At 30.1% G+C, this 12,473-nt stretch carries 14 protein-coding genes; all 14 read right to left on the reverse strand.

The window, feature by feature from the left end; genetic code table 11:
- Positions 1-6 precede the first annotated feature (6 nt).
- The 14 genes from KEC93_RS15225 to nuoH all read right to left on the reverse strand — a co-directional run bounded on the left by KEC93_RS15225 (position 7) and on the right by nuoH (position 12,429).
- Positions 7-564, reverse strand: a complete 558-nt coding sequence (locus KEC93_RS15225; protein WP_077868196.1) for a TVP38/TMEM64 family protein — start codon at positions 562-564, stop codon at positions 7-9.
- Between the two features lie 225 nt (positions 565-789).
- Positions 790-999 (reverse strand): DUF378 domain-containing protein, encoded by a 210-nt coding sequence (locus tag KEC93_RS15230; RefSeq protein WP_077868195.1) that lies wholly within the window; start codon positions 997-999, stop codon positions 790-792.
- 217 nt (positions 1,000-1,216) lie between these two features.
- Complete coding sequence (locus KEC93_RS15235) at positions 1,217-1,501, reverse strand: hypothetical protein (RefSeq protein ID WP_077868194.1); 285 nt, start codon at positions 1,499-1,501, stop codon at positions 1,217-1,219.
- Positions 1,502-1,531: 30 nt separating this feature from the next.
- Complete coding sequence (locus KEC93_RS15240) at positions 1,532-1,762, reverse strand: heavy-metal-associated domain-containing protein (protein ID WP_012059175.1); 231 nt, start codon at positions 1,760-1,762, stop codon at positions 1,532-1,534.
- A 167-nt stretch (positions 1,763-1,929) separates the two neighbouring features.
- Positions 1,930-2,433: a cupredoxin domain-containing protein gene (locus KEC93_RS15245; protein ID WP_077868193.1), complete on the reverse strand. Its 504-nt coding sequence runs from the start codon at positions 2,431-2,433 to the stop codon at positions 1,930-1,932.
- Between the two features lie 292 nt (positions 2,434-2,725).
- Complete coding sequence (locus KEC93_RS15250; protein WP_023975546.1) at positions 2,726-4,099, reverse strand: sensor histidine kinase; 1,374 nt, start codon at positions 4,097-4,099, stop codon at positions 2,726-2,728.
- Positions 4,096-4,779, reverse strand: coding sequence for a response regulator transcription factor (locus tag KEC93_RS15255; protein WP_023975547.1), 684 nt, complete (start codon positions 4,777-4,779; stop codon positions 4,096-4,098). Before KEC93_RS15255 ends, KEC93_RS15250 begins: the two co-directional genes overlap by 4 nt.
- A gap of 371 nt (positions 4,780-5,150) precedes the next feature.
- Positions 5,151-6,554: an NADH-quinone oxidoreductase subunit N gene (locus KEC93_RS15260; RefSeq protein WP_172462762.1), complete on the reverse strand. Its 1,404-nt coding sequence runs from the start codon at positions 6,552-6,554 to the stop codon at positions 5,151-5,153.
- A gap of 2 nt (positions 6,555-6,556) precedes the next feature.
- Positions 6,557-8,080 (reverse strand): complex I subunit 4 family protein, encoded by a 1,524-nt coding sequence (locus KEC93_RS15265; protein WP_077868191.1) that lies wholly within the window; start codon positions 8,078-8,080, stop codon positions 6,557-6,559.
- The gene (nuoL, locus tag KEC93_RS15270; protein WP_307725788.1) at positions 8,081-9,934 is read right to left on the reverse strand and encodes an NADH-quinone oxidoreductase subunit L; all 1,854 of its coding nucleotides are present in this window, start codon (positions 9,932-9,934) and stop codon (positions 8,081-8,083) included. It abuts the gene before it with no gap.
- 8 nt (positions 9,935-9,942) lie between these two features.
- Positions 9,943-10,251, reverse strand: a complete 309-nt coding sequence (gene nuoK / locus KEC93_RS15275) for an NADH-quinone oxidoreductase subunit NuoK (protein ID WP_012059181.1) — start codon at positions 10,249-10,251, stop codon at positions 9,943-9,945.
- Positions 10,252-10,743, reverse strand: a complete 492-nt coding sequence (locus KEC93_RS15280) for an NADH-quinone oxidoreductase subunit J family protein (RefSeq protein WP_041897377.1) — start codon at positions 10,741-10,743, stop codon at positions 10,252-10,254.
- An 89-nt stretch (positions 10,744-10,832) separates the two neighbouring features.
- Complete coding sequence (locus tag KEC93_RS15285; protein ID WP_012059183.1) at positions 10,833-11,222, reverse strand: NuoI/complex I 23 kDa subunit family protein; 390 nt, start codon at positions 11,220-11,222, stop codon at positions 10,833-10,835.
- 172 nt (positions 11,223-11,394) lie between these two features.
- Positions 11,395-12,429 carry an NADH-quinone oxidoreductase subunit NuoH gene (nuoH, locus tag KEC93_RS15290; protein WP_077868189.1) on the reverse strand — a complete coding sequence of 345 codons (1,035 nt, stop codon included), beginning with the start codon at positions 12,427-12,429 and terminating at the stop codon, positions 11,395-11,397.
- Positions 12,430-12,473 lie beyond the last annotated feature (44 nt).

The following is a 12,473-nucleotide window of genomic DNA, read 5'->3' on the forward strand; positions in this document are numbered from 1 at the left end:
TTTTACTTAATAATCTTTTTTCTTTGCAATTGTAAATTTAATAACTATTAGACTAATAAATGTTATGACTAGCCTTATCCAATTATCGTAAATATTAATTATGTCATAGCTAACAAGTGCCTCTAACGCTATAGATGGAACCTTTCCAATCAATGTTGCAACAGTGAATATTGTACTATCAACACTACTTATTGATGCTGCAAGTGTTATAATTCCTGATGGTATAAATGGAATGATTCTTCCTTGAAATATTAGTAGCCCCGCCTCTCTTCCATCACTTTTAACTATTCTAGAAATTAACCTATTTCTATCTGTGAATTTTTCAATCTTCCTTTTAAAACCTAATCTATAGATAATAAAAGTAATATATGCTCCTATTGCTTCACCTAACAGAGATATGAAAAAGCCATTAATAGGCCCGAAGAAAACTATGTTCGCTCCTGTTATAAATACTGACGGTAATATACCAACAAGGGAAATGCCTATACTTATTATTAGACTTATAGGTATCGCAATAGAGCTATTATTTCTCAAGATCTCCACTACATCATTTATATTGAACATGGATTTCTCCTTTATTAATATTCTAACTTAAAATCTTAATTTCTAAATGCCATTTATTTATCACGTACTATCTTGATTACTATCTGCTATTTTACAACATTCTTATAATCAATTCAAATAAAATAAGACTCAAATTTTAGCTTTTACAGCACTTGAGCCTTTTACATATCCATGGTACTTTTGCTTAAACATATTTAAAATGATTGTGTTACTTTTCTTATCCTTCTAGGCTACTTCACTATTCGTTCCTTTGAATAATAAATAAATTGCATATATCCCTGCTATACCAACAATGCCACAAACTATCCGATCGAGCCAAGACATTGTTACAGGTGCAGAACCAAAGGCAAGCCCTATGAAATCATCTCCCAAAAAACCTATTATTCCTAATCTTATAGCAGCTGCAACAATCAATACCCATGTTATTGTTCTCATTTTCATTCACTCCCTTTTATTAAATATATTTTATATTATGTTAAATTTGAATTACAAATAATATTTAGATATTTTAAATACCTAATCTATTATTTGTAAATTACCTTTTATTATACCCAAAACCAATCTAATAACTGTTCATTCTTTATTTATTTCTCTAACTAAAAAAGAAGTTAATAGTAACATACGATACTGATTAACCTCTTTTTTTATTAGCCTATTGCTCTATTTTGTTTTGATTTTCATTAACTTCTTTCTTCTCACTACAACAGCTTCCATGCTTGCCTTTAAACATCATTCCCATCATAAGTGCCATCATTATTGGACATATGAAAGGTGCTATCCCACCTATAGCTGCTTTAAGTCCTGTTCCAACACTTAAAAAAGGAAGTGCTGCTACAATTATAAACGGTAATCCACAACAAAGCACCATCATTAACATATGCTTTATTGGATTGTGTTTTTTATTTCCTTCATTTTTATTATTTCCATGACAATTCATAATAAATTCCCCCTCATATTCTCATTATAATTAATGTTTAAGCTTAACTACTTTACCACTTAAAATTGATCTATTTACTATTTCTTTAATATCATCTCTTGATATCTCTTTATCTCTATAGATTACTTTAATTTTCTTTGATTCTAAACTAACATCAACTCCTAATAAACCTTGAATGGAGCTTAATGTTTTTACAACATTCATTAGACACCTATGACAAAGCATATTTTCTTGTTTAAAACGTAAACTATAGCTTTTCATCACTATCGCCTCCCTGTAAATACATTATAAATAAATGTTATGAAGATATTGTGTAGATAAAAATAAATTTTAAATATTAATTAAAATCTAATTATCAGGATAAATGTAATCCTCTATATAATTAGTGCTTATATTACATAACTTTCACAATAAAATCTGAATTTCTATTAAAATTTTTCGGTCTCATTTATGGACTCAATGCTATCTGTAATTTTAATTATTCCTTTTATCATTCCCATCCAGCAACTAAACTCTATGTCTTCATCTTTGGGGATAAATTCTATTATATTTTCTCCTGATTTGAAATCTTTATCTATATTGAAAGATGGTAATACTATTCCATTATTACACGAATTAAGTTGATCTCCTTCAAATATCAACTTAACAGGAATATCTTTTTGAACATAAATAACATCAGGGGTATAACCATTATTATCTACTGTTATTCTTACTACCTGAACCCCATTTTCAATAGACGCATTAGCTATATTTAAGCGAGATGCATTAGCTTTATTTACTGATAAGTTATGTTTTAATTTTTCACTCATATCAAAACTTGATACAATACTACTAAATAATAGAATAATTGCACCTATAGCAAATAATCTTACATATTTTCTGTTGTTTAAACATTTATATATTGCTTTATTAACTTTTCTTATAATATTCATGCTTGTCACCTCTATAATTATAAATATATTATTTCAGAAAAAAGTCGCTTATTATATAGTAAAGTATAATAAAAAGTTATGAAGATTCTATAAGGATGATATATGAAATTTCTGTCAAATTATATTGGTAGTTATATGCTATTATTAAAACATAATAAATCATCTATATTTTAAGGGAATAAATGTAAATTTAATAATTCTCAAAAAAACAAAAAAGGTATCTTAAAATCACTTTTTAAAGTGTTTATAGATACCTTCTTTTTTTATGTAGTTTGTGATAAAAATTTATGTATTAATTACTTTTGTTTATGCATACTGTAAATACAGTTTCCTTATCTTCCTTACTTTCTACATCTATTGTTCCAGAATGCAAAGTTAATATTTTCTTTACAAGTGTAAGACCTATTCCGCTTCCCTCAATTTTATGTCTACTTTTATCTCCACGATACATTCTTTCAAAAACATAAGGTAAATCTTCTTTTTTAATTCCAATTCCATTATCCTTAATTTTAATGATAACTGAGTTTATATCGCTACTAATATTGACCCATACAGTTCCATTTATATTGTTAAATTTAATTGCATTAGATATAAGATTTATAAATACTTGTTTCAATTTATCGTAATCGCCTACTACAATAAAATTTTTACCTTCTTCTTTATTAATAATTAACTTTATATTTTTTTCATCAGCAGCAATATTAAAATCACTAATTACATTTGAAATAAGCTCCCCTATATTAACCCTTCCTAATTTAAGCACTATTTCATCTGACTCTATTTGTTTTAATGAATTCAAATTATTTAAAAGCTTGCCAAATCTTATTACTTCATCATTTAAGCTATTAAGTTTATCAGTAGTTACAGGTATAATTCCATCTATCATTGCCTCTAAATTATTTTGTAATACATTTAATGGAGTTCTAATTTCATGGGATATATCTGAAATAAGACGCTTTCTTAATACATCCTGACTATTTAATTTCTCACCTAAATCATTTATGCTCTCAGTTAAATTCCGAATTTCTTCAATATTACTTTTTATATTTGATCTAGAATTATAATTTCCTTTTGATAAACTTACAGAAGTTTTTGAAACTTCCTTTATTGGTTCAGAAAATTGCTTTGATATAATAAGACTTATCAATGCTACTACTATTAGTGTTAATACTCCACTAAATACAATACTCTTATTAATTTGTCCCTTGAAGCTTATATCTTCCTGTGAAAGCAAAACAGGCGAATACTGTCCGACAATAATATAACCTACTGTTTTTCCATTTACATTTATATCAAAAGTATTGGAAGTATACACTCCGGTTTCTTCCTTGCCATTTACTGTCATATGATTTTTATTTTGTATATCTTCATGGTTCATTTCCCATACAACCTTTTTATTATCATCCAAAAGACTTAAACAGTAATTACTCATATACGCTTCATGCATCATTTCTTCCCCCGAAGTAATATTCCATCCACCATCACTTTTATAAACTTGTTGAAAATATTCTACTAACCTTGTATTTCTTTGAGTTTGTATATTTTCCATATACTTATTGAATGTATTCGTTATAGTTATATTTACTAATAAAGCTGATAATAATACGGTAGCTACTGCGCAAAATATTATAATAAAACTCAATCTCCCCCTAATACTTTGCTTCATACTTCATCACCAAATTTATAACCAATTTTTGTAACAGTAACTATATATCGAGGAGACTTGGTATCTTCTTCAATTTTCTTACGTAAATTTTTGATATGAACATCTATACTTCTGTCTGAACCATCAAATTCGATTCCAAAAGCTCTCTCTATTATTGCTTCCCGTGTAAATACTTTTCCTTGATTTGAAGCTAAAATATATAATATATCAAATTCATTTGGAGTTAAACTTACTTCCTCTCCACTCAATTTAACTAATCTCTTATCAAAATCAATTATTAATTTGTTATTATTAAAAGAAAGTACATTTTCTTTTCTTGTTCTTACTCTTCTGAACAATGCATTTACACGCGCAGTAAGTTCTCTTGGACTTAATGGTTTTGTTAGGTATTCATCTGCTCCAATATTTAACCCTTCAATTTTATCACTTAATGTACTTTTAGCAGTTAGCATAAAAATATATACATCTGATATTTTTCTTAATATCTTACAAACTTCCTCACCATCAATATCTGGAAGCATTAAATCTAAAATTACAAGATCAATCCTTTCTTTTCTAAAAACTTCAATTCCATCTAATCCATTTTCAGTGGAATACACCCCATATCCTTCTCTTTCCAAATATGCTTTTACAACGTCTGATACGCTTTTTTCATCTTCAATTATTAAAATGTTGTTCATAATATTCCCCCCATATAGTTAATTTTAATATTACTTTATCATATATTTAATAATTTAACTAAAAATTATTCCTCCAATAAGTTCTTTTATTATTTTAAATTTCAAATTCTGTTACACTTAATAAAAGAAAGTACTTCAAAATGATAAAAAAATCATTTTGAAGTACATCCTTAATGGCAGCATCCTCCACCGCCTTTGAATACTCTAAAAACTATAAAAGCAACAACTGCAATTATTAATATTGTAGCAACCATTTTCCTCATCCTTCCTACTATCTATCATTTGAAAATGATTCTCATTATACATTAAAATTATGTAGAAATTATGAAGATAATGATTATTACAAAATAGAATCTTTAGTAATTCTTATATTAGGATAAAAATGCTTTAGATACTGACAAAACTACATTTACTACTTGGCTAGGATAAATTCCAAGAATAACAAGTACTGTCATAGATATAGTTAATGCTAATTTTGTACTTATGGATACCGGAATTGATTCAAGTTTAGTAGGACTTTCTCCAAAATACATAACCTTAACAACTTTAAGATAGTAATATACTGATATAACGCTCATACCAATACTTAAAAATGCTAACCATATCTGTCCCTTTTCTATTATAGATAAGAATAAATAGAACTTGCCTATAAATCCTGCTAAAGGTGGAATTCCTGCTAAAGAAAGTAAGGAAATAAGCATAACAGCAGCTAAAAATGGTGATCTTTTAGCTAAATAAGCATAATCTTTAATTTCATCACTTCCTGTTGCCTTTGAAACTGCAATTACAACTCCAAATGCTCCCATGTTTGCAAACAGATAAAACAAACTATAAAGCAAAATTGATGCGATGCCAAGACTTGAATTCGCAATAATCCCTAGTAAAAAATAACCTGCTTGTGAAATGCTTGAGTAAGCAAGCAGCCTTTTAATATTAGTTTGGGGAATAGCAACTAAATTTCCAAGCACTAAAGTTATAACAGATAATACTATTATTAAATCAATCCAGTAGCTAGACGCAGATGACATGCCAGTCATAAATAATCTTAATAAAACTGCTAAACCTGCTGTTTTAGATGCTACCGCTAAAAATACTGTAATCGAAGTAGGTGCTCCTTCATAAATGTCTGGAGCCCACATATGAAAAGGAACAATGGCTATTTTAAAAGCAAAACCTGCAATTAAAAATATCATGCCTAGTATTTCTAATGGTGCTATCTGTCCTGTCACCAGTGCTTCTGCAATTTCTTTAATAGCCGTTGTTTGAGTAATCCCATATATTAAACTTAATCCATACAAGAAAATTGCTGAAGACATTGCACTTAAAATAAGGTATTTTAAACTTGCTTCTTTTGATTTATCATCACCTTTATAAGCAATTAAAACGCAAAATGATATAGTCATTAATTCTAGCCCTATATATATTGCAATGAGTTCTCCCGATGATACCATAATCATCATTCCAAGTAGCGCAGACACAATTAATGCATAGAACTCTCCTTGTTTTGAAACTAGATGATCTCTAGAAATTAACACTGTTAATACTGCAGCTATTAAAAATAGCTGTTTAAAAAAAGTACTAAAGGAATCATTAATATAAGCTCCATCAAACAAAGTTTGCGACTGACTTCCATTAAAAAAAGAAATTACTAAAATTATAAAAAGGCATATGCTTGTAAATAACCACAACTTTTCTTTGCACTTCGGCAACGATAAACTTGATACTAAAAGTACAAGACATAAAGCTGCAGTTAAAAGTTCAACTATATAACTCATAATTAAAATCCTCCCATTATCATTCCTATATCTGATATCTTACCCATAAGTGACATTGCTCCACTATGAATAAGGTCAATTAGTGGTGAAGGGAATAAACCAAAAAATATTAATACACCTGCGAGCATCACTATAGGTATCATTTCCACTCCTTTTGCATCCTCTAAATGATCCCATTCTTCTTTTCTTGGGCCAAGAAAAGTGCTTTGAATTACCTTTAATATATAAGCCGCAGTAATAACAATTCCTAGAATAGCCATTATTGAGATTGCTTTAAAAGGTATTACTGAAAATAGTTTTCTTGGCTCATCATGGGATCCTAAAAATATTAGAAATTCAGCAACAAAGTTGCTTAGTCCTGGTAATCCTAATGATGCAAAACCAGCAATTATAAAACCAATTGCCACTCTTGGCATTTGATGTATTAAACCACCAAACTTAGCTATTTCTCTTGTATGAGCCTGATGATAAATATTTCCTATTAGCGTAAAGAATAATGCTGTCATAATACCATGGGCAAACATCTGAGCTACTGCTCCATCTATTCCTTCAAAGTTTAATGAAGCAATTCCGAGTAGTACGTACCCCATATGGCTTACACTAGAATAACCAATTACAAATTTCAAATCCTTTTGAGCCATAGCAACCATAGCACCATATACTACATTAGCTATTGATAGCACTGCAATTAAAGGAACCCAGTATTTTGCACCTTCTGGAAATAAAAACACCCCCGCGCGGATAATTCCATAACCACCTAGTTTCATTAAAACCCCTGCATGAAGCATACTTACAGCTGTTGGCGCAGCTACGTGTCCATCTGGGGACCATGTGTGAAACGGCCACATAGGAACTAATATCCCAAAACCTATTAACATTAGAAAAAAAGCAAATTTCTGAAAACTGGAGCTATATTCAATAGTGCTAAGAGTTTGTATATCAAAACTTCTTATACCAAGTTTATTAGCATATACAAAAGTTGCAATAATTCCAATTAGAATAAATGCACTGCCTACTAATAAGTAAAGAGTTAGCTTCATTGCAGCATAATCTTTTCTAGTACTTCCCCAAACTCCAATTAATATATACATTGGAATAACAGCTATTTCAAAAAATACATAGAATAAAAATAAATCTCTTGAAATAAATACTCCAAAAACACCTACAACTAGCAAAAGTAGAAATATGAAAAATTCCTTTATTCTTTTTTCCATTTTCCATGATGAAAAAACACCTGCAAAAATAACGATAGCAGTAAGCAATATTAAAGGTATGCTTAAACCATCCGCACCCACAGAATAATTAATTCCGAAGGCAGGTATCCAAGAATATGTTTCTTGAAATTGAAGTCCTCCCATTTCCTTATTGTAAGTAACAAAAGCTATAATCGAAAGCAACAATGAAATAAACGTGACAATTGCTGCTGTAACTTTTATTTCCTTTTTCTTACCTTCTGGAAGCAAAAGTATTATGATTATACCCAAAATGGGTGCTAATAATATTGACGTTAATATTGGAAATTGCATCTACATCCCTCCTAAAATTGGTGCTGCGAGCCAAAGAATTATTAAAGCAATTGCAATGAAAAAAATCAATGCATAGTTTTGCACCCGTCCTGAATGAATAAGTCTAAGTTTAGCTCCTATTCTCCATATCAAAGAAGTAGTATTATCAAAAATTCCATCTACTACGTTACGATCGCACCAATTAAAAAGATAAGAAATATTTAAAACTACTTTTTCATATATTAAGTGATAAAGTTCATTTATATAATATTGATTAAAAAGAAATTGATGAATTGGTCTAAACTTCACACTTAGAGCTTCACTTGATATTATTTTCTTACCATATATAAGCCACCCGAGCAGTATTCCACTAAAAGCTGCTGCTACTGATTCACTCATAACCATTAAATTTGCTTCAGGAATTTGAGATGTTTGAAAGTATATATATGAAGCAAATGTTTCATTTATAAAACCATAGAATACTGAAAAAACTGATAATATGATTAATGGAACAGTCATACACCAGGGCGTTTTATGGACAGAATGTTTTTCTCTTTCCTCTCCAAAGAAGGCTATTAAAACTAAACGAGCCATATAAAATGCTGTTAAAAATGCTGTAATTAAGCCTAAGTAATATAAAAATATATAGCCATGCTCATAAGTTACAGTTAAAATTTCATCCTTACTGAAAAAGCCTGATAGAGGTGGAATTCCAGCTAGTGATAAAGATGCAATTATAAAAGTTATGCTTACAAGTTTCATTTTTTTAATTAAGCCGCCCATTTTAAAAATGTCCTGTACACCAATAGAATGAATAATGCTACCTGCACCTAAAAATAATAATGCCTTAAAAAATGCATGGCTTGTAAGATGAAACATTCCAGAAGTAAATCCGCCTACTCCCATTGCCATAACCATATATCCCAATTGACTCATAGTTGAAAAAGCCAATATTCTTTTTAAATCTCTTTGAACTATTGCAATTGTACCTGCCATGAATGCAGTTATTCCACCAATGTACGCAATTACTAAACTTACTTCATGTAAAGAAGAAAATAATATATAACCACGCGCTAAAAGATATACTCCAGCTGCAACCATAGTAGCTGCATGAATCAATGCGCTTACTGGTGTTGGTCCTTCCATGGCATCTGGAAGCCAAACATGAAGTGGAAATTGAGCTGACTTTGCTACTGGTCCTGCAAAAATTAATAATGCTATTATAGTTAAATAAACAACATCTTGATATGCTGGAATACTTGCAGCTAGTTCTCTAAAGTTAAAAGTTCCAAAAGCCATGAAAAGGCAAAGCATTCCGACTAAAAATCCGAAATCTCCAACTCTGTTAGCGACAAACGCCTTTTTATTAGCCTTTACAGCTGAAGGCCTGTCATAGTAAAAACCAATTAGAAGATAAGAACATAACCCTACGAGTTCCCAGAAAAAGAACATTTGAAAATAGTTATTAGAAATTACGAGTCCTAACATTGAGCTTGTAAATAGAGATAAATTCGCAAAAAATCTTGAAAAACCTTTTTCTCCTTTCATGTAACCCAAGGAATATATTTCAACCAATAAACCTATAAAAGTCACGATTATAAGCATAGTTGCTGTAAGTGGATCAATTAATACTCCTACTTCAATCTTAATTGGAGCTGATAGCCACGAAACAGCATATTCAACAGGTTTATTTATGCTAACTTTCGAAGTAATAACCTCATAAAAAACACCTAAAGAAAATATAAAAGAGAGAACCATCCCACCTATTGCAATTGCTGAACTAATCCCTTTTAATTTTTCTGTAATGAACCCAATAATTAGAAATGCAATTGCGGGAAATATGGGAATTATCCAAGCTAAATCTATAAATCTCATCATAACACCTACCATTTTAAAATATTGAAATCTTCTACATTAGATGTAGGTAGACTTCGATAAATATTTAAGATAATAGCTAAACCTACAGCTATTTCGGCTGCTGCAACAACAATAACGAATATAGCAAAAAGGTGTCCTGTAACCTTTTCTGGTGCTAAAAATCTATTAAAAGCTACTAAATTAATATTGACTGCATTCATCATGATTTCCACTGACATTAATACACTGATAACATTTCTTTTAACAACTGCTCCATAAAGACCAATACAAAACAAAGCTGCTGCGAGTATTAAATAACCTTCTAAACCAACCATCTAATTTTTCACTCCTTTTGCTAAAATAATAGCGCCTACCAAGGCTATTAATAAGAGTAATGCAGAAACTTCAAAGGGAATCATATAATTTCCAAAGAATCCATCTGCAATAGCACTAATGGTATTTTCTATATTTAAATTCTTATAAGTAAAGTTACTACGTAAAATTAAGCGTGTAATAAGCCCAAAGAATCCTAAACAAAATGCTAAACCTGTCCATCTTAATTTATTAAAGGGATTACTGTTTTTCATATCATTTTTTCGTGTAAGCATTATAGCAAATACGATTAAGATTGAAATTGCTCCAGCATAAATTAAAATCTGTGCTAAAGCTAGAAAATCAGCTTGAAGCAAGATGAAAACCACTGCTATACCTATGAATGTTAAAATCATTGATAAAGCACTATGGATAATATTTTTTGAATGAACGACACCTATAGCAAAAGCTATAATTAAAAATGCTATAGGCCAAAAAACAAAAGCTGAAATCATTATAAATCCTCCTTGTTAAGAATATGAAGTAAATATTGGTCATTAATATAATGCATGTTTCTCATCATGCAAAAAAGTATTCTGACCTGTTACTTCTTTGAATATTCATCAAATAGTGTTAACTTAGTTTCTGCTCTACTGTAAGCACTTAGTTCAAAATCCGAAGTAACCTGAAGTGCCTTAGTTGGGCAGCTTTCAACGCATAATCCGCAAAAAAGACAATATTCTAATTGCATTTCATATTTAGTTAAATGTTTTTTATTATTTTCATCTTTATAACTTTCAACATTAATAACTCTATTTGGGCAGCTCAAAGCACAAATGCTGCATGAAATACATTTTTCTGAATCCAGTCTAAAAGAACAACGAGAACGCAATGGAAGCTTTGGATGTTCTTCTGGATACTGCTGAGTGATATTTTTTTCAAATAAATGTCCAAGTGTTACTCTAAGACCATTTAATAATCCTTTACCAAACATTAAATTCACCTCTTAACTAATTGTGGCATATTCAAGAAATAATAAGTCATCATGCTAGTCTATTTCTAGTCATACTACGTCAGCATTTTTACCTAATAGGCCCACTATGAGATAAAAATACTTCCTTGCCTGACTGAAAATATACATCGCATCATGGACTTATTATTTTCTTTCATATACCTAACTGAAATATTTTAATACCAATTCCAGTTAGTAAAATGTTTATTAGAGAAATAGGAATAAGATATTTCCAGTTTAAAGACATCATATGATCTAACCTAAACCTAGGAAAAGTCCAACGAACTAACATAAGCAGTAACACTATTAAGTAAGTTTTTAGGATAAACCAAATCCAAGAAGGTAATAACGGACCACTAGCTCCTCCTAAGAATAAAGTAGCTGTAAGTGCTGAAGTAGCAAACATATTTGTATACTCAGCAAGATAAAAAAGTGCATATCTCATTCCGCTATATTCTGTGAATGGACCAGCTACTATTTCCTGCTCTCCTTCAGCTAAGTCAAAAGGAGCTCTATTTAACTCTGCAGTCGCGGCAATAAGATAAATAATAAATGCAACAGGCTGTAAAAAAATGAACCACACGCTATTTTGGGCTGTTATAATTTCTGTCAAATTTAAAGAACCACTTATCATAACTACTCCAAGAAGAGAAAAAATCATAGGTATCTCATAACTTATCATTTGGGCAACTACTCTCATCCCACCTAAAAGGGAATACTTATTATTAGATCCCCAACCTGCCATTAATATAGGTATTGAGGAAACTCCAGATATGGCTAAGAAATAAAGCAATCCCAAATTTAAATTTACAGCAACCATATTTTTTCCAAAAGGTAACACAGCATATATTAATAAAGCAGGAACCATAACTAAAAATGATGCCATTACGAAAACTAATTTATCTGTCTTTTCTGGAATAATATCTTCCTTGCCGAGAAGTTTGACAACATCTGCTACGCTTTGAAATATTCCTTGTGGCCCAAATCTATTAGGCCCTGGACGCTGCTGAAGATAACCACAAAATTTTCTTTCTAAATAAATCAAAAACATAGCATTTAATAAAACAAAAGCTACAATCCCAATAAAATAAACTAAGCTCATAATAATACTTACAAAGGCATTTGGTATTGCCAATGCCGAAGTTAAACCCTTAATCCAATTAGATATGTTTAAAAATATATTCTCCATTTCAACCTCCTAAGGCACATGAAAATAAATAACAAGTTCAAAGT

Source organism: Clostridium beijerinckii (assembly GCF_018223745.1).
Lineage (GTDB): Bacteria > Bacillota > Clostridia > Clostridiales > Clostridiaceae > Clostridium > Clostridium beijerinckii.